At 41.6% G+C, this 17060-nt stretch carries 20 protein-coding genes and 1 other annotated feature (1 of these 21 cut by a window edge); of the genes, 19 read left to right on the top strand and 1 reads right to left on the bottom strand.

The window, feature by feature from the left end:
- Window positions 1-130 (top strand) — a sequence feature (ribosomal protein L20 leader region) (it extends 2 nt beyond the left edge of the window).
- Between the two features lie 15 nt (window positions 131-145).
- From infC to B7703_RS09090, 7 genes are all read left to right on the top strand, one after another.
- Window positions 146-676 (top strand): translation initiation factor IF-3, encoded by a 531-nt coding sequence (gene infC / locus B7703_RS09120; RefSeq protein WP_000848180.1) that lies wholly within the window; start codon window positions 146-148, stop codon window positions 674-676.
- A 32-nt stretch (window positions 677-708) separates the two neighbouring features.
- The gene (gene rpmI / locus B7703_RS09115; RefSeq protein WP_001125943.1) at window positions 709-909 is read left to right on the top strand and encodes a 50S ribosomal protein L35; all 201 of its coding nucleotides are present in this window, start codon (window positions 709-711) and stop codon (window positions 907-909) included.
- Window positions 910-960: 51 nt separating this feature from the next.
- Window positions 961-1320, top strand: coding sequence for a 50S ribosomal protein L20 (gene rplT / locus B7703_RS09110; protein ID WP_000124834.1), 360 nt, complete (start codon window positions 961-963; stop codon window positions 1318-1320).
- A gap of 58 nt (window positions 1321-1378) precedes the next feature.
- Window positions 1379-1759: a lactoylglutathione lyase gene (gloA, locus tag B7703_RS09105; RefSeq protein WP_000157153.1), complete on the top strand. Its 381-nt coding sequence runs from the start codon at window positions 1379-1381 to the stop codon at window positions 1757-1759.
- Between the two features lie 248 nt (window positions 1760-2007).
- Window positions 2008-2808: a dihydroorotate dehydrogenase electron transfer subunit gene (locus B7703_RS09100; RefSeq protein ID WP_049515202.1), complete on the top strand. Its 801-nt coding sequence runs from the start codon at window positions 2008-2010 to the stop codon at window positions 2806-2808.
- A complete protein-coding gene (locus tag B7703_RS09095) occupies window positions 2771-3757 on the top strand; it encodes a dihydroorotate dehydrogenase (RefSeq protein WP_192851977.1) in 987 nt (328 codons plus the stop codon). The genes B7703_RS09100 and B7703_RS09095 overlap by 38 nt, the downstream gene beginning before the upstream one ends.
- A gap of 97 nt (window positions 3758-3854) precedes the next feature.
- Window positions 3855-5567 carry a glucosaminidase domain-containing protein gene (locus B7703_RS09090; protein WP_084924531.1) on the top strand — a complete coding sequence of 571 codons (1713 nt, stop codon included), beginning with the start codon at window positions 3855-3857 and terminating at the stop codon, window positions 5565-5567.
- A gap of 60 nt (window positions 5568-5627) precedes the next feature.
- Here B7703_RS09090 and pavA read toward each other — a convergent pair whose 3' ends face one another.
- Window positions 5628-7283, bottom strand: a complete 1656-nt coding sequence (gene pavA / locus B7703_RS09085; RefSeq protein WP_084924529.1) for an Rqc2 family fibronectin-binding protein PavA — start codon at window positions 7281-7283, stop codon at window positions 5628-5630.
- A gap of 104 nt (window positions 7284-7387) precedes the next feature.
- Between pavA and ybeY the strand changes: the two genes are divergently transcribed.
- The 12 genes from ybeY (at window position 7388) to B7703_RS09025 (ending at window position 17051) form a co-directional block, all read left to right on the top strand.
- Entirely contained in the window at window positions 7388-7885 is a 498-nt protein-coding gene (gene ybeY / locus B7703_RS09080) for an rRNA maturation RNase YbeY (protein ID WP_084924528.1), read from the top strand.
- Window positions 7866-8261 (top strand): diacylglycerol kinase family protein, encoded by a 396-nt coding sequence (locus tag B7703_RS09075; protein WP_084924526.1) that lies wholly within the window; start codon window positions 7866-7868, stop codon window positions 8259-8261. The genes ybeY and B7703_RS09075 overlap by 20 nt, the downstream gene beginning before the upstream one ends.
- 16 nt (window positions 8262-8277) lie before the next feature.
- Window positions 8278-9177 (top strand): GTPase Era, encoded by a 900-nt coding sequence (gene era, locus B7703_RS09070; RefSeq protein WP_084924524.1) that lies wholly within the window; start codon window positions 8278-8280, stop codon window positions 9175-9177.
- A gap of 48 nt (window positions 9178-9225) precedes the next feature.
- Window positions 9226-10050: a DNA-formamidopyrimidine glycosylase gene (gene mutM, locus B7703_RS09065; RefSeq protein WP_084924523.1), complete on the top strand. Its 825-nt coding sequence runs from the start codon at window positions 9226-9228 to the stop codon at window positions 10048-10050.
- A complete protein-coding gene (gene coaE / locus B7703_RS09060; protein WP_084924521.1) occupies window positions 10050-10655 on the top strand; it encodes a dephospho-CoA kinase in 606 nt (201 codons plus the stop codon). Before mutM ends, coaE begins: the two co-directional genes overlap by 1 nt.
- A complete protein-coding gene (locus tag B7703_RS09055; protein ID WP_084924520.1) occupies window positions 10642-11841 on the top strand; it encodes a multidrug efflux MFS transporter PmrA in 1200 nt (399 codons plus the stop codon). The genes coaE and B7703_RS09055 overlap by 14 nt, the downstream gene beginning before the upstream one ends.
- Window positions 11841-11990 (top strand): 50S ribosomal protein L33, encoded by a 150-nt coding sequence (gene rpmG / locus B7703_RS09050; RefSeq protein ID WP_001809104.1) that lies wholly within the window; start codon window positions 11841-11843, stop codon window positions 11988-11990. Before B7703_RS09055 ends, rpmG begins: the two co-directional genes overlap by 1 nt.
- Before the next feature lie 39 nt (window positions 11991-12029).
- The gene (secG, locus tag B7703_RS09045) at window positions 12030-12263 is read left to right on the top strand and encodes a preprotein translocase subunit SecG (RefSeq protein ID WP_000282517.1); all 234 of its coding nucleotides are present in this window, start codon (window positions 12030-12032) and stop codon (window positions 12261-12263) included.
- A gap of 101 nt (window positions 12264-12364) precedes the next feature.
- Entirely contained in the window at window positions 12365-14719 is a 2355-nt protein-coding gene (rnr, locus tag B7703_RS09040; protein WP_084924518.1) for a ribonuclease R, read from the top strand.
- Entirely contained in the window at window positions 14682-15149 is a 468-nt protein-coding gene (smpB, locus tag B7703_RS09035) for an SsrA-binding protein SmpB (protein WP_001051750.1), read from the top strand. The genes rnr and smpB overlap by 38 nt, the downstream gene beginning before the upstream one ends.
- A 15-nt stretch (window positions 15150-15164) precedes the next feature.
- Window positions 15165-16025 carry an SAM-dependent methyltransferase TehB gene (gene tehB, locus B7703_RS09030; protein ID WP_000413779.1) on the top strand — a complete coding sequence of 287 codons (861 nt, stop codon included), beginning with the start codon at window positions 15165-15167 and terminating at the stop codon, window positions 16023-16025.
- 72 nt (window positions 16026-16097) lie between these two features.
- Complete coding sequence (locus B7703_RS09025) at window positions 16098-17051, top strand: competence protein CoiA (RefSeq protein ID WP_084924517.1); 954 nt, start codon at window positions 16098-16100, stop codon at window positions 17049-17051.
- Window positions 17052-17060: the final 9 nt, after the last annotated feature.

Here is a 17060-nt window from a genome sequence, read left to right as displayed (position 1 = left end):
AGAAAAGCAGAAGTGAGAGCTTCTCGCCTTGTGACATGAAGTTGCCTGGCCCTACGGATGAAAAGTTTCTAAGAAACGCTATCATAACGTGCGGGCTTGTATATTTACGAGTCCGCTATTGTTTTTCTCTAATAAAACAAAAGAGGTGAAAACCATAGCAAAGCAAGACTTATTCATCAATGATGAGATTCGTGTACGTGAAGTTCGCTTGATTGGTCTTGAAGGAGAACAGCTAGGCATCAAGCCACTCAGTGAAGCACAAGCTTTGGCTGATAACGCTAATGTTGATCTAGTATTGATTCAACCCCAAGCCAAACCGCCTGTTGCAAAAATTATGGACTACGGTAAGTTCAAGTTTGAGTACCAGAAGAAGCAAAAAGAACAACGTAAAAAACAAAGTGTTGTTACTGTGAAAGAAGTTCGTCTAAGTCCAACTATTGACAAGGGTGACTTTGATACAAAACTTCGCAATGCACGCAAATTCCTTGAAAAAGGAAATAAAGTTAAGGTATCTATTCGCTTTAAGGGTCGTATGATTACCCATAAAGAGATTGGTGCAAAAGTTTTAGCCGAGTTTGCTGAAGCAACTCAAGATATTGCCATCATCGAACAACGTGCTAAAATGGATGGACGTCAAATGTTCATGCAATTGGCGCCAGCGACTGACAAAAAATAATTGTCAGAAAGTTAAATAAAGGAGAAAAAATCATGCCAAAACAAAAAACACACCGCGCATCAGCTAAACGTTTCAAACGTACAGGTTCTGGTGGACTTAAACGTTTCCGTGCTTACACTTCTCACCGTTTCCACGGAAAAACTAAGAAACAACGTCGTCATCTTCGTAAAGCATCTATGGTGCATTCAGGAGATTACAAACGTATCAAAGCAATGCTTACTCGCTTGAAATAATAGCCTAACAGTAAGTAAACAATTCTAGGAAATATTTGGAGGAAATAAAACATGGCACGTGTTAAAGGTGGCGTTGTATCACGCAAACGTCGTAAACGTATTCTTAAATTAGCAAAAGGTTACTATGGAGCTAAACACATCTTGTTCCGTACTGCAAAAGAACAAGTAATGAACTCTTACTACTATGCATACCGTGACCGTCGTCAGAAAAAACGTGACTTCCGCAAATTGTGGATCACTCGTATCAATGCGGCAGCTCGTATGAACGGACTTTCATACTCACAATTGATGCATGGTTTGAAATTGGCTGAGATCGAAGTTAACCGTAAAATGCTTGCTGACTTGGCTGTTAACGATGCAGCAGCTTTCACAGCTCTTGCAGATGCAGCGAAAGCAAAACTTGGTAAATAATAACAGATAAGACTGGAACAGGATTGTCCCAGTCTTTTTGAAAATAAAGGAGAAAAATATGGCTTCAAAAATGCTACACACTTGCTTGCGAGTAGAAAATCTTGAAAAATCAATCGCATTTTATCAAGATGCTTTTGGTTTTAAAGAATTGCGTCGCAGAGATTTTCCAGACCATGCCTTCACGATTGTCTATCTAGGTCTTGAGGGTGATGACTATGAGTTGGAGTTGACTTATAACTACGATCATGGTCCTTATGTGGTTGGAGATGGATTTGCCCATATCGCCCTCAGTACACCTGATCTTGAGGCGCTTCATCAAGAGCATAGTGCAAAAGGATATGAAGTGACTGAGCCAAATGGTCTACCAGGAACTGCACCTAACTATTACTTTGTAAAAGACCCTGATGGCTACAAGGTCGAAGTCATTCGTGAAAAATAATCTCGTGAGGTCAAGTAGAATGTTCGTTTTCTACTTGACTTTTTTTAGCTGAAAGAGTATACTAATAAAAATTTAACCTTTAAGGGGAGTCCAGAGAGACTCACAAGGTGTCAGATAAAAGAATAGTACAATTTTCTAGAGGAGACTTTTTGAGTGTGCTCTCTTGTCTTGTACGATTTTAACTGAGGCCTTGCACTAGCAAGGTCTTTTCTTTATCTGATCCCCTTAAAATTTAAGGAGGAAAAGTCATGAATCCCACATGTAAGAAACGTTTGGGTGCCATTCGTTTGGAAACCATGAAGGTGGTTGCACAGGAGGAAATCGCGCCAGCAATCTTTGAATTAGTCCTAGAAGGGGAAATGGTTGAAGCCATGCGAGCAGGTCAATTTCTACATCTGCGCGTGCCTGATGATGCCCATCTTTTGCGTCGTCCTATTTCAATTTCGTCTATTGATAAGGTAAAGAAGCAGTGTCACCTCATTTATCGGATTGAAGGTGCTGGTACAGCTATTTTTTCAACCTTAAGTCAGGGAGATACTCTTGATGTGATGGGACCTCAGGGAAATGGATTTGACTTGTCTGACCTAGATGAGCAGAGCCAGATTCTCTTAGTTGGAGGGGGGATTGGTGTCCCACCCTTGCTTGAGGTGGCCAAGGAATTGCATGCGCGTGGTGTGAAAGTAGTGACAGTTCTCGGATTTGCTAATAAGGCTGCTGTTATCCTTGAAAAAGAATTAGCCCAATATAGTCAAGTCTTTGTAACGACAGATGATGGTTCTTATGGTATTAAGGGCAATGTTTCCGTCGTCATTAATGATTTAGACAGTCAGTTTGATGCTGTTTACTCATGTGGGGCGCCTGGAATGATGAAGTATATCAATCAAACCTTTTATGACCACCCAAGAGCCTATCTATCTCTAGAATCTCGTATGGCTTGTGGGATGGGGGCTTGCTATGCCTGCGTCCTAAAAGTGCCAGAAAGCGAGACGGTCAGCCAACGCGTCTGTGAAGATGGCCCTGTTTTCCGTACAGGAACAGTTGTATTATAAGGAGAAAATTATGACTACAAATCGTTTACAAGTTTCTCTACCTGGTTTGGATTTGAAAAATCCGATTATTCCAGCATCAGGCTGTTTTGGTTTTGGTCAAGAGTATGCCAAGTACTATGATTTAGACCTTTTGGGTTCTATTATGATCAAGGCGACAACTCTTGAACCCCGTTTTGGCAATCCAACTCCAAGGGTGGCAGAAACACCCGCTGGTATGCTTAATGCAATCGGTTTGCAAAATCCTGGTTTGGAAGTTGTTTTGGCTGAAAAGCTACCTTGGTTGGAAAGAGAATATCCAAATCTTCCTATTATTGCCAATGTAGCTGGTTTTTCAAAACAAGAGTATGCGGCTGTTTCTCATGGTATTTCCAAGGCAACTAATGTGAAGGCTATTGAGCTCAATATTTCTTGTCCCAACGTAGATCACTGTAATCATGGACTCTTGATTGGTCAAGATCCAGATTTAGCTTATGATGTGGTGAAAGCAGCTGTGGAAGCCTCTGATGTGCCAGTTTATGTCAAATTAACCCCTAGTGTGACCGATATCGTTACTGTCGCAAAGGCAGCAGAGGATGCAGGAGCAAGTGGCTTGACTATGATTAATACTCTGGTTGGAATGCGTTTTGACCTCAAAACCAGAAAACTAATCTTGGCCAATGGAACAGGTGGAATGTCTGGTCCAGCAGTCTTTCCAGTAGCCCTCAAACTTATCCGCCAAGTCGCCCAAACAACAGACCTGCCTATCATTGGAATGGGAGGAGTGGATTCGGCTGAAGCTGCCCTAGAAATGTATCTGGCTGGAGCATCTGCTATAGGAGTTGGAACAGCCAACTTTACCAATCCTTACGCCTGTCCTGATATTATCGAAAATTTACCAAAGGTTATGGATAAATATGGTATCAGCAGTCTAGAAAATCTACGCAAGGAAGTAAAAGAGTCTCTGAGGTAAACTGCAATCAATCTGTTCTTGATTTTTTATCAGTTTGTAATATTGATTATAGAGAATTTTGATACAATAAAATAGAAAGAACAGAGGAAGAAAGTTTATGAAGAAATTGAGATTTGTTTTTTTAGCTCTGCTATTTTTCTTAGCCAGACCAGAGAGTGCAATGGCTAGTGATGGTACTTGGCAAGGAAAACAATACCTGAAAGCAGATGGGAATCAAGCAGCTAATGAGTGGATTTTTGATGCTCACTATCAATCTTGGTTTTATATAAAAGAAGATGCCAACTATGCTGAAAATGAATGGCTAAAGCAAGGTGACGACTATTTTTACCTCAAATTTGGTGGCTATATGGCCAAGTCAGAATGGATAGAAGACAAGGGAGTCCTCTATTATCTTGACCAAGATGGAAAGATGAAAAGAAATGCTTGGCTAGGAGCTTCCTATGTCGGTGCTACAGGTGCCAAGGTAATAGAAGACTGGGTCTATGATTCTCAATATGATGCTTGGTTTTATATCAAAGCAGATGGACAACACGCAGAGAAAGAATGGCTCCAAATCAAGGGTAAGGACTATTATTTCAAATCAGGTGGTTATTTACTGACAAGTCAGTGGATTGAACAGGCTTATGTGAGTGCTAGTGGTGCTAAAGTACAGCAAGGTTGGCTTTTTGACAAACAATACCAATCTTGGTTTTATATCAAAGAAAATGGAAATCATGCTGATAAAGAATGGATTTTCGAAAATGGTCACTATTATTATCTAAAATCCGGTGGCTATATGGCAGCCAATGAATGGATTTTGGATAAGGAGTCATGGTTTTATCTAAAATCTGATGGCAAAATGGCTGATAAAGAATGGGTATACGATTCTAAAAGTCAAGCCTGGTACTACTTCAAATCCGGTGGCTACATGGCAAAAAATGAGACTATTGATGGTCATCAGCTTGGAAGCGACGGTAAATGGCTTGGAGAAAAAGCTACAAATGAAAATGCTGCTTATTATCAAGTAGTACCTGTCACAGCAAATGTCTATAATGCAGATGGTGAAAAGCTCTCCTATATATCGCAAGGTAGTGTTGTTTGGCTAGATAAGGATAGAAAAAGTGATGACAAGCGCTTGGCTATTACTATTTCTGGTTTGTCAGGCTATATGAAAACAGAAGATTTACAAGCACTAGATGCTAGCAAGGATTTTATCCCTTATTATGAGAGTGATGGACATCGTTTTTATCACTATGTGGCTCAGAATGCTAGCATCCCAGTATCTACTCATCTTTCTGATATGAAAGTAGGCAAGAAATATTATTCGGCAGATGGACTGCATTTTGATGGTTTTAACCTTGAAAATCCCTTCCTTTTTAAAGATTTGACAGAGGCTACAAACTATAGTGCTGAAGATTTGGATAAGGTATTTAGTCTGTTAAATATTGACAATAGTCTCTTGGAAAATAAGGGAGCTACCTTTAAGGAAGCCGAAGAACATTACCATATCAATGCCCTTTACCTCCTTGCCCATAGTGCTTTAGAAAGTGACTGGGGACGAAGTAAGATTGCCAAAGATAAGAATAATTTCTTTGGAATTACAGCCTATGATACGACTCCTTACCTTTCTGCCAAGACATTTGATGATGTGGATAAGGGAATTTTAGGTGCAACCAAGTGGATTAAGGAAAATTATATCGATAGGGGTAGAACTTTCCTTGGAAACAAGGCATCTGGTATGAATGTGGAATATGCATCAGACCCTTATTGGGGTGAAAAAATTGCTAGTGTGATGATGAAAATCAATGAGAAACTAGGTGGCAAAGATTAGTCCTATAATTGGATATGATTTGAGTGAATAGTAAGTTAAAAATCCTGATTTCAAGTAAAATCAGGATTTTTTCATGGATGAGATTTTTTCGGGGTCTGGTGTGACACGGAGGGTCTTTTGTCCTGTGTAAGTGACAAAGCCTGGTTTTCCGCCAGTTGGTTTGTTGAGTTTCTTGACTTCAATCATATCTACCTGCACCAGATTTGACAGGCGACCTTGAGAGAAGTAGGCTGCAAGTTCTGCTGCGTCTGTTTTGACTTCATCAGATGGATCTAGGTTGCCTGAGATGACAACGTGGCTTCCAGGAATGTCCTTGGCATGGAACCAAAGTTCCTCCTTGCGGGCCATTTTAAAGGTTAGCTCCTCGTTTTGTAGGTTGTTTCGGCCGACATAGATGATGGTTTTGCCATCGCTTGCTAGATATTGTTCTGGTTTTTTGCGTTTCTGGATTTTCTCCCGTTGTCTTCTACGGATAAAACCTGTTTGAATCAATTCTTCACGAATTTCAGCGATTTCTTCCAGCCTAGCTTGGTTGAGAACAGTTTCCACACTTTCCAGATAGAGAATGGTTGCCTTTGTTTCTTCAATCAGATCAGTCAAGTATTTGACAGCTTCTTTGAGTTTCTGATACCGTTTAAAATAGCGTTGGGCATTCTGGTTGGGAGTCAGAGCCTTATCAAGCGCAATCGTGATAGGTTGGTTGGTATAGTAGTTGTCTAGGATAACCTGGTTTTGATCGTTAGGCACTTGGTGGAGGAAGGTTGTCAGCAATTCTCCTTTTTGGCGAAATTCTTCAGCATTGTCTGTTGCTAGTAACTCTTTTTCCTGTTTTTTTAGCTTATGTCGATTTTTTTGAAGTTCATTTTCAACACGACGAATGAGTTCACTGGCTTGCTGTTTTACGCGGTCGCGCTCAGCCTTATCCTTATAGTAGGTGTCCAACAAATCAGAAAGACTGGCAAAAGGCTCTCCCACCTGATTTGCAAAAGGAACTGGGCTGAAGGAAGTCTCAGTCAAGCATGGCTTGGTTTCTTGATTGAAAAAGTTACGGAAAGTAGATAGTTTATCACTAACCAGAATGTTTTCCAATTCATTTGCCGTATCGCGTCCCAGACCTTGAAAGAGGCTTTGAAGATTTTTAGCTGTCGTTTCCTGTGTTTGCAGGATTTCAAAGAGTTTCTCGTACTTGATAGTAAAAGGATTAAGAGATTCCGTACTTGGCGGAGCGATATAGGTCGATCCAGGAAGCAAGGTACGGTAGCTATTTTGTGAAAAGCCAACATGTTTGATAACTTCGAGGATTTTATGACTGCTTTTATCGACCAGTAGAATATTACTGTGTTTCCCCATAATTTCGATAATCAAGGTAGCCTGAATATGGTCTCCAATCTCGTTTTTATTAGAAACCGTAATTTCCACAATACGGTCATTTTCCACTTGCTCAATCGACTCAATCAGGGCACCCTGCAAATACTTTCTCAAAACCATGATAAAGGTGGAAGGTTGAGCTGGATTTTCAAAAGTCGTTTGGGTCAGCTGAATGCGTCCAAAAACTGGATGGGCAGAAAGGAGCAGGCGATGACTTTGGCGATTGCTACGGATTTGCAAGACTAATTCTTGTTCAAAAGGCTGATTGATTTTCTGGATACGACCGTTCACTAACTCTCTTCTCAATTCCTCAACCATGTGGTGTAAAAAAAATCCGTCAAATGACATCGTTCTCTCCTTGTGATTGTATTCCATAGTATTATATCAAAAAGGTAGAATAAAATCATGGAAATGTGGTATAATAAAGCCAAGTAAAGAGAAACGAGAAGCACATGTATATTGAAATGGTAGATGAAACTGGTCAAGTTTCAAAAGAAATGTTGCAACAAACCCAAGAAATTTTGGAATTTGCAGCCCAAAAATTAGGCAAAGAAGACAAGGAGATGGCAGTTACCTTTGTGACCAATGAACGTAGTCATGAACTCAATCTGGAGTACCGTGACACCGACCGTCCGACAGATGTCATCAGCCTTGAATATAAACCAGAGTTGGAAATTGCCTTTGACGAAGAAGATTTGCTTGAAAATCCAGAATTAGCAGAGATGATGTCTGAGTTTGATGCCTATATTGGGGAATTGTTCATCTCTATCGATAAGGCACATGAGCAGGCCGAGGAATACGGTCACAGCTTTGAGCGTGAGATGGGCTTCTTGGCAGTACACGGCTTTTTACATATCAACGGCTATGATCACTACACTCCGGAAGAAGAAGCGGAGATGTTCAGTTTACAAGAAGAAATTTTGACAGCCTATGGACTCACAAGACAATAAACGAAAATGGAAAAATCGTGACCTGATATCCAGTTTAGAATTTGCCCTCACAGGAATTTTTACTGCCATCAAGGAAGAACGCAATATGCGAAAACATGCAGTGACGGCTCTTGTAGTCATTCTTACAGGTTTTGTTTTTCAGGTGTCACGAATCGAATGGCTCTTTCTCCTATTGAGCATTTTCTTGGTAGTAGCTTTTGAAATTATCAACTCTGCTATTGAAAATGTGGTGGATTTGGCCAGTCACTATCACTTTTCCATGCTGGCTAAAAATGCCAAGGATATGGCGGCTGGCGCGGTATTAGTAGTCTCTCTTTTTGCAGCCTTAACAGGCGCATTGATTTTTCTCCCACGAATCTGGGATTTATTATTTTAAACAGTAAGAGGAAATTATGACTTTTAAATCAGGCTTTGTAGCCATTTTAGGACGTCCCAATGTTGGGAAGTCAACTTTTTTAAATCATGTCATGGGGCAAAAGATTGCCATCATGAGTGACAAGGCGCAGACAACGCGCAACAAAATCATGGGAATTTACACGACTGATAAGGAACAAATCGTCTTTATCGACACACCAGGGATTCACAAGCCTAAAACAGCTCTTGGAGATTTCATGGTTGAATCTGCCTACAGCACCCTTCGTGAAGTGGATACTGTTCTTTTTATGGTGCCTGCGGATGAAGCGCGTGGTAAAGGGGACGACATGATTATCGAGCGTCTCAAGGCTGCCAAGGTTCCTGTGATTTTGGTGGTGAACAAGATCGATAGGGTTCACCCAGACCAGCTTTTGTCTCAGATTGATGATTTCCGTAACCAAATGGAATTTAAGGAGATTGTCCCTATCTCAGCCCTTCAGGGAAATAACGTCTCTCGTCTAGTGGATATTTTGAGTGAAAATCTGGACGAAGGGTTCCAATATTTCCCAGCTGACCAAATCACAGACCATCCAGAACGTTTCTTGGTTTCAGAAATGGTTCGCGAGAAAGTCTTGCATCTAACTCGTGAAGAGATTCCGCATTCGGTAGCAGTAGTTGTGGATTCTATGAAACGAGATGAAGAGACAGATAAGGTCCATATCCGTGCAACCATTATGGTCGAGCGAGATAGCCAAAAAGGGATTATCATCGGTAAAGGTGGTGCTATGCTTAAGAAAATTGGTAGTATGGCCCGTCGTGATATCGAACTCATGCTAGGAGACAAGGTCTTCCTAGAAACCTGGGTCAAGGTCAAGAAAAACTGGCGCGATAAAAAGCTAGATTTGGCTGACTTTGGCTATAATGAAAAAGAATACTAAGTAGAGGTGGGCTCATGCCTGCTTCTTGTTTTTACAGAAGGAGGACTTATGCCTGAATTACCTGAGGTTGAAACTGTTCGACGTAGCTTGGAAAAATTGATTTTGGGAAAGAAGATTTCGAGTATAGAAATTCGCTATCCCAAGATGATTAAGACAGATTTGGATGAGTTTCGCAAGGAAGTGCCTGGTCAAGTTGTTGAGTCAATGGGACGTCGTGGTAAATATTTACTTTTCTACCTGACAGACAAGGTCATGATTTCCCATCTGCGAATGGAAGGCAAGTATTTTTATTATCCAGACCAGGTTCCTGAACGCAAGCATGCCCATGTTTTCTTTCAGTTTGAAGATGGTGGCACGCTTGTTTATGAGGATGTACGCAAGTTTGGAACCATGGAACTCTTGGCTCCTGACCTTTTGGAAGCCTACTTTATTTCTAAAAAATTAGGTCCTGAACCAAGCGAACAAGACTTTGATGCGCAGGTCTTTCAAGCTGCCCTATCCAAGTCCAAAAAGCCTATCAAATCCCATCTTTTAGACCAGACTTTGGTAGCTGGACTTGGCAATATCTATGTGGATGAGGTTCTCTGGCGAGCTCAGGTTCATCCAGCAAGACCTTCCCAGACTTTGACATCAGCAGAAGCGACAGCTATTCATGACCAGACCATTGCTGTATTGGGACAGGCTGTTGAAAAAGGTGGTTCCACCATTCGGACCTATACCAATGCCTTTGGGGAAGATGGAACCATGCAGGATTTTCATCAAGTCTATGACAAGGCTGGTCAAGAATGTTCACGTTGTGGCACCATCATTGAGAAAATCCAACTAGGTGGACGAGGCACCCACTTTTGTCCAAACTGCCAAAGGAGGAGCTGATGGGGAAAATCATCGGAATCACAGGAGGAATTGCCTCTGGTAAGTCAACCGTGACAAATTTTCTAAGAAAGCAAGGCTTTCAAGTAGCGGATGCCGACGCAGTCGTCCACCAACTCCAGAAACCTGGCGGTCGTCTGTTTAAGGCTCTAGTCCAGCACTTTGGGCAAGAAATCATCCTTGAAAATGGAGAACTCAATCGCCCTCTCCTAGCTAGTCTCATCTTTTCAAATCCTGATGAGCAAGAATGGTCTAGGATAACTCAAGGGGAGATTATTCGTGAAGAGTTGGCTGCCTTGAGAGACCAGTTGGTTCAGACAGAAGCTATCTTTTTCATGGATATCCCCTTGCTTTTTGAGCAGGACTACAGCGCTTGGTTTGATGAGACGTGGTTGGTATATGTGGACAGAGATGTCCAAGTTGAACGCTTAATGAAAAGGGATCAGTTATCCAAGGATGAAGCTGAGCCTCGTCTGGCAGCCCAGTGGCCTTTAGAGAAAAAGAAAGGTTTGGCTAGCCATGTTCTAGACAATAATGGAAATCAGAACCAGCTTCTTAATCAGGTGGTCTCCCTGCTTGAGGGAGGTAAGCAAGATGACAGAGATTAACTGGAAGGATAATCTGCGCATTGCCTGGTTTGGTAATTTTCTGACAGGAGCTAGTATTTCTTTGGTTGTGCCTTTTATGCCCATCTTTGTGGAAAATCTAGGTGTTGAGAGTGAGCAAGTCGCTTTTTATGCAGGCTTAGCAATTTCTGTCTCTGCTATTTCCGCGGCCCTCTTTTCTCCTATCTGGGGCATTCTGGCTGACAAATACGGTCGGAAACCCATGATGATTCGGGCTGGGCTTGCCATGACTATCACTATGGGAGGCTTGGCCTTTGTGCCAAATATTTATTGGTTAATCTTTCTTCGTTTACTGAATGGTCTATTTGCAGGATTTGTTCCCAATGCAACGGCCCTGATAGCCAGTCAGGTTCCCAAGGAGAAATCAGGCTCTGCCTTAGGTACTCTGTCTACAGGCGTAGTTGCAGGTACTCTAACTGGTCCTTTTATTGGTGGCTTTATCGCGGAATTATTTGGCATTCGTACGGTTTTCTTACTGGTTGGTAGTTTTCTATTTTTAGCTGCTATTTTGACTATTTGCTTTATCAAGGAAGATTTTAAACCAGTAGCCAAGGAAAAGGTTATTCCAACAAAGGAATTGTTTACCTCAGTTAAATACCCCTATCTCTTGGTTAACCTCTTTCTGACCAGTTTTGTCATCCAATTTTCAGCCCAATCAATCGGCCCTATTTTAGCTCTTTATGTACGTGACTTAGGGCAGACAGAGAATCTTCTTTTTGTCTCTGGTTTGATTGTGTCCAGTATGGGCTTTTCCAGCATGATGAGTGCAGGAGTCATGGGCAAGCTAGGTGACAAGGTGGGGAATCATCGCCTCTTGGTTGTAGCCCAGTTTTATTCAGTCATCATCTATCTCCTCTGTGCCAATGCCTCTAGCCCCCTTCAACTAGGACTTTATCGTTTCCTCTTTGGCTTGGGGACCGGTGCCCTGATTCCTGGAGTTAATGCCCTTCTCAGTAAGATGACACCCAAAGCTGGTATTTCGAGGGTCTTTGCCTTCAATCAGGTATTCTTTTATCTGGGAGGTGTCGTTGGGCCTATGGCAGGTTCTGCAGTAGCAGGTCAATTTGGCTACCATGCTGTCTTTTATGCGACAAGCCTTTGTGTTGCCTTTAGTTGTCTCTTTAACCTGATTCAATTTCGAACATTATTAAAAGTAAAGGAAATCTAGTGCGAGTAAAAATTAATCTCAAATGCTCCTCTTGTGGTAGTATCAATTACCTAACCAGTAAAAACTCAAAAACCCATCCAGACAAGATTGAGGTTTTAAAGTATTGTCCCAAGGAAAGAAAAGTAACCCTACATCTTGAATCTAAGTAGATTTTATGGTAAAATAATAGGGATTTTAAGGAGTTTGATATGTATAACCTATTATTAACCATTTTATTAGTATTATCTGTTGTGATTGTGATTGCGATTTTCATGCAACCAACCAAAAACCAATCCAGCAATGTATTTGATGCCAGCTCAGGTGATTTGTTTGAACGCAGTAAAGCACGCGGTTTCGAAGCTGTAATGCAGCGTTTGACGGGGATTTTAGTCTTTTTCTGGCTAGCCATTGCCTTAGCATTGACGGTATTATCAAGTAGATAAGAAAATAATGGGCAGGACTAGGTCTTTGCCTCTTTTTATTTTTAAAGGATGTTTGAGAAGGTTTTACAGTAAAAGAAAATTAAAAAATCTAGAAAGAAAATATGAAAGATAGAATAAAAGAATATTTACAAGACAAGGGAAAGGTGACTGTCAATGACTTGGCTCAGGCTTTGGGAAAAGACAAGTCCAAGGATTTTCGTGAGTTGATTAAAACCTTGTCCTTAATGGAAAGAAAGCACCAGATTCGCTTTGAAGAAGATGGCAGTCTGACCTTGGAAGCCAAGAAAAAACATGAGATTACCCTCAAGGGAATTTTTCATGCCCATAAAAATGGCTTTGGTTTTGTCAGCCTAGAAGGCGAGGAGGACGACCTTTTTGTAGGAAAAAACGATGTTAACTACGCCATTGATGGCGATACCGTTGAGGTCGTCATCAAGAAAGTCGCTGACCGCAATAAGGGAACAGCAGCGGAAGCAAAAATTATCGATATCTTAGAACACAGTTTGACAACTGTTGTCGGTCAAATCGTTCTTGATCAGGAAAAGCCTAAGTATGCAGGCTACATCCGTTCGAAAAATCAGAAAATCAGTCAACCGATTTATGTTAAGAAACCAGCCCTTAAACTGGAGGGAACCGAAGTTCTCAAGGTCTTTATCGATAAATACCCAAGCAAGAAACATGATTTCTTTGTCGCAAGTGTTCTCGATGTGGTGGGGCATTCAACGGATGTTGGAATTGATGTCCTTGAGGTTTTGGAGTCTATGGACATTGTATCCGAGTTTCCAGAAGCTGTTGTCAAGGAAGCAGAAAGTGTTCCTGATGCTCCGTCTCAAAAGGATATGGAAGGCCGTCTGGATTTGAGGGATGAAATTACCTTTACCATTGACGGTGCGGATGCCAAGGACTTGGACGATGCAGTGCATATCAAGGCTCTGAAAAATGGCAATCTGGAGCTGGGGGTTCACATCGCCGATGTTTCCTATTATGTGACTGAGGGTTCAGCTCTTGACAAGGAAGCCCTTAATCGTGCGACTTCTGTTTATGTGACAGACCGCGTGGTGCCAATGCTTCCAGAGCGTTTGTCAAATGGCATCTGCTCTCTCAATCCTCAAGTTGACCGCCTGACCCAATCTGCCATTATGGAGATTGATAAACATGGTCGTGTAGTCAACTACACCATCACACAAACGGTTATCAAGACAAGCTTCCGTATGACCTATAGTGATGTCAATGATATCCTAGCTGGCGACGAGGAAAAGCGGCAAGACTATCAGAAAATTGTTCCTAGTATCGAACTTATGGCCAAGCTTCATGAAACTTTAGAAAACATGCGTGTGAAACGTGGAGCCCTCAATTTTGATACCAATGAAGCTAAGATTTTAGTGGATAAACAGGGTAAGCCTGTTGATATCGTTCTTCGTCAGCGTGGCATTGCCGAGCGCATGATTGAGTCTTTCATGTTGATGGCCAATGAAACAGTTGCTGAGCATTTTAGTAAGCTGGATTTGCCTTTTATTTATCGAATCCACGAGGAGCCCAAGGCTGAAAAGGTTCAGAAGTTTATTGATTATGCTTCGAGCTTTGGCTTGCGCATTTATGGGACTGCCAGTGAGATTAGCCAGGAGGCCCTCCAAGACATCATGCGTGCTGTTGAGGGAGAGCCTTATGCGGATGTATTATCCATGATGCTTCTTCGTTCTATGCAGCAGGCTCGCTATTCGGAGCACAATCACGGGCATTATGGTCTAGCGGCTGATTATTACACTCACTTTACTAGTCCGATTCGTCGTTATCCAGACCTTCTTGTTCACCGTATGATTCGGGATTACGGCAGTTCTAAGGAAATAGCAGAGCATTTTGAGCAAGTGATTCCAGAGATTGCGACCCAGTCTTCCAACCGTGAGCGTCGAGCTATCGAGGCCGAGCGTGAAGTCGAAGCCATGAAAAAGGCTGAGTACATGGAAGAATACGTGGGTGAAGAGTACGATGCGGTTGTGTCCAGCATTGTCAAGTTTGGTCTCTTTGTCGAATTGCCAAACACAGTTGAAGGCTTGATTCACATCACTAATTTACCTGAATTTTATCATTTCAACGAACGTGATTTGACTCTTCGTGGAGAAAAATCAGGAACAACCTTCCGTGTAGGGCAACAGATTCGTATCCGAGTTGAAAGAGCCGACAAGATGACGGGTGAAATTGACTTCTCATATATCCCAAGTGAGTTTGATGTGATTGAAAAAGGCTTAAAACAGTCTAATCGCAGTGACAGGGGGCGTGGTTCAAGTCGTCGTTCAGATAAGAAGGAAGATAAGAGAAAATCAGGACGCTCAAATGATAAGCGCAAGCATTCACAAAAAGACAAGAAGAAAAAAGGAAAGAATCCTTTTTATAAGGAAGTAGCTAAGAAAGGAGCTAAGCATGGCAAAGGGCGAGGGAAAGGTCGTCGCACAAAATAAAAAGGCGCGCCACGACTATACAATCGTAGATACGCTAGAGGCAGGGATGGTCCTGACAGGAACTGAAATCAAGAGTGTACGAGCTGCTCGAATCAATCTCAAGGATGGCTTTGCCCAAGTAAAAAATGGGGAGGTCTGGTTGAGCAATGTTCATATTGCTCCTTACGAAGAGGGCAATATCTGGAACCAAGAACCAGAACGTCGTCGTAAACTCCTGCTCCATAAGAAACAAATCCAAAAATTAGAACAAGAGACTAAAGGAACAGGAATGACCCTGGTTCCCCTTAAGGTCTATATCAAAGATGGTTACGCTAAACTCCTTTTAGGTTTAGCTAAAGGGAAGCATGACTATGATAAACGGGAGTCTATCAAACGACGTGAGCAAAACCGCGACATCGCGCGTGTTATGAAAGCTGTTAATCAGCGATAAAAAGAGGAAATGAAGATGGAAAAACTAGTTGCCTATAAACGTATGCCTTTGTGGACTAAAGAAACCATGCCAGAGGCTGTTCAGCAGAAACACAATACCAAGGTTGGGACTTGGGGGAAAATTACTGTTTTGAAGGGAACTCTCAAGTTTATTGAATTGACAGAATATGGTGAGGTTTTAGCTGAGCACCTCTTTGAAGCAGGGGCTGAGAATCCCATGGCACAACCACAAGCCTGGCACCGAGTGGAGGCTGTAACAGACGATGTGGAATGGTATTTGGAATTTTATTGTAAACCTGAGGATTATTTCCCTAAAAAATACAATACCAATCGGGTTCATTCAGAGGTCTTAGAGGCTATGCAGACAGTAAAACCAGGGAAAGCCTTAGATTTGGGCTGTGGTCAAGGCCGTAATGCACTCTTTCTAGCCCAGCAAGGTTTTGATGTGACAGCTGTAGATCAAAATGAATTATCTCTTGAAATCTTGCAAAGCATTGTGGAGCAAGAAGATTTGGACATGCCTGTTGGTCTCTACGATATCAATTCAGCCAGCATTGGGCAAGAATATGATTTTATCGTATCAACTGTTGTTCTCATGTTTCTACAAGCGGACCGCATTCCAGCTATTATTCAAAATATGCAGGAGAAAACCAGTGTTGGTGGTTACAATCTTATCGTTTGTGCTATGGACACGGAGGATTATCCTTGCTCTGTGAACTTCCCATTCACCTTTAAAGAAGGAGAATTGGCAAACTATTACAAGGACTGGGAATTGGTTAAGTACAATGAAAATCCTGGCCATCTTCACCGTCGCGATGAGAATGGCAATCGTATTCAACTACGCTTTGCGACCATGCTAGCTAAGAAAATCAAATAAACATGAATGAAGATTAGGAAATTTCCTGGTCTTTTTTCTTTTTTACGAATAGTATAGAAAAGGAGGGAAATCATGTTTGTTGCGAGAGATTCTAGGGGAGAATTGGTAAATGTGTTAGAGGATAAACTTGAGAAGCAAGCATACACCTGCCCAGCTTGTGGATGTCAGCTCCGTTTGCGTCAAGGACCAAGTGTCCGGACTCATTTTGCCCACAAAACCTTAAAAGACTGTGATTTTTCCTCTGAAAATGAAAGTCCAGAACACCTAGAAAATAAAAAATCACTTTATCACTGGTTGAAAACAGAGGCTGAGGTGCAATTAGAATACCCTCTTCCAGAGCTTAAACAGATTGCGGATGTATTTGTAAATGGCAATCTAGCTTTAGAGGTTCAATGTAGTCCCTTGCCTCAAAAAGTTCTTAAAGAGCGTAGTGAGGGCTATCGTGGTCAGGGTTACCAAGTACTGTGGTTGTTGGGAGAAAAACTGTGGCTCAAGGAGCGTTTGACTCGTCTGCAAGAAGGTTTTCTCTATTTCAGTCAAAACATGGGCTTTTATGTTTGGGAAGTAGACAAGGAAAAACAGGTTTTAAGACTCAAATACCTGATTCACCAGGATCTCCGACGTAAACTCCATTATCAAATCAAGGAATTTCCTTATGGACAAGATAGTCTACTGGAGATATTACGCCTTCCCTATAAGAAACAAAAAATATCTCATTTTACAGTTTCTCAGGACAAGGACATCTGTCGCTATATCCGACAGCAACTTTATTATCAAAATCCCTTTTGGATGAAAGAACAAGCAGAAGCCTATCAAAAGGGAGAAAATATCCTGACTTATGAGTTAAAAGAATGGTATCCACAAATTCGACCACTAGTAGGTGAGTTTTGCCAAATTGAGCAAGATTTGACCAGCTATTATCAGTATTTTCAAATCTATTACCAAAAAAATCCTCAAAATGATTGGCAAAAGCTCTATCCACCAGCCTTTTATCAGCAATATTTCTTGAAAAATATGGTAGAATAGAAAGGATGG

This window comes from Streptococcus mitis (assembly GCF_002096735.1).
Taxonomy (GTDB): domain Bacteria; phylum Bacillota; class Bacilli; order Lactobacillales; family Streptococcaceae; genus Streptococcus; species Streptococcus mitis_CZ.
The sequence above is the reverse complement of the archived record's forward strand: the minus strand, read 5'-3'. Positions and strand labels throughout refer to the sequence as shown.

What these genes read in the sequence shown, in the direction of transcription:
- mutM (WP_084924523.1), top strand. Translation starts at nt 9,226, where the DNA reads ATGCCTGAATTACCTGAGGTTGAAACTGTTCGACGTAGCTTGGAAAAA.
- B7703_RS09100 (WP_049515202.1), top strand. Translation starts at nt 2,008, where the DNA reads ATGAATCCCACATGTAAGAAACGTTTGGGTGCCATTCGTTTGGAAACC.
- era (WP_084924524.1), top strand. Translation starts at nt 8,278, where the DNA reads ATGACTTTTAAATCAGGCTTTGTAGCCATTTTAGGACGTCCCAATGTT.
- B7703_RS09025 (WP_084924517.1), top strand. Translation starts at nt 16,098, where the DNA reads ATGTTTGTTGCGAGAGATTCTAGGGGAGAATTGGTAAATGTGTTAGAG.
- tehB (WP_000413779.1), top strand. Translation starts at nt 15,165, where the DNA reads ATGGAAAAACTAGTTGCCTATAAACGTATGCCTTTGTGGACTAAAGAA.
- gloA (WP_000157153.1), top strand. Translation starts at nt 1,379, where the DNA reads ATGGCTTCAAAAATGCTACACACTTGCTTGCGAGTAGAAAATCTTGAA.
- ybeY (WP_084924528.1), top strand. Translation starts at nt 7,388, where the DNA reads ATGTATATTGAAATGGTAGATGAAACTGGTCAAGTTTCAAAAGAAATG.
- B7703_RS09090 (WP_084924531.1), top strand. Translation starts at nt 3,855, where the DNA reads ATGAAGAAATTGAGATTTGTTTTTTTAGCTCTGCTATTTTTCTTAGCC.
- B7703_RS09075 (WP_084924526.1), top strand. Translation starts at nt 7,866, where the DNA reads ATGGACTCACAAGACAATAAACGAAAATGGAAAAATCGTGACCTGATA.
- coaE (WP_084924521.1), top strand. Translation starts at nt 10,050, where the DNA reads ATGGGGAAAATCATCGGAATCACAGGAGGAATTGCCTCTGGTAAGTCA.
- rpmI (WP_001125943.1), top strand. Translation starts at nt 709, where the DNA reads ATGCCAAAACAAAAAACACACCGCGCATCAGCTAAACGTTTCAAACGT.
- secG (WP_000282517.1), top strand. Translation starts at nt 12,030, where the DNA reads ATGTATAACCTATTATTAACCATTTTATTAGTATTATCTGTTGTGATT.
- B7703_RS09055 (WP_084924520.1), top strand. Translation starts at nt 10,642, where the DNA reads ATGACAGAGATTAACTGGAAGGATAATCTGCGCATTGCCTGGTTTGGT.
- rplT (WP_000124834.1), top strand. Translation starts at nt 961, where the DNA reads ATGGCACGTGTTAAAGGTGGCGTTGTATCACGCAAACGTCGTAAACGT.
- rnr (WP_084924518.1), top strand. Translation starts at nt 12,365, where the DNA reads ATGAAAGATAGAATAAAAGAATATTTACAAGACAAGGGAAAGGTGACT.
- smpB (WP_001051750.1), top strand. Translation starts at nt 14,682, where the DNA reads ATGGCAAAGGGCGAGGGAAAGGTCGTCGCACAAAATAAAAAGGCGCGC.
- pavA (WP_084924529.1), bottom strand. Translation starts at nt 7,283, where the DNA reads ATGTCATTTGACGGATTTTTTTTACACCACATGGTTGAGGAATTGAGA.
- B7703_RS09095 (WP_192851977.1), top strand. Translation starts at nt 2,771, where the DNA reads ATGGCCCTGTTTTCCGTACAGGAACAGTTGTATTATAAGGAGAAAATT.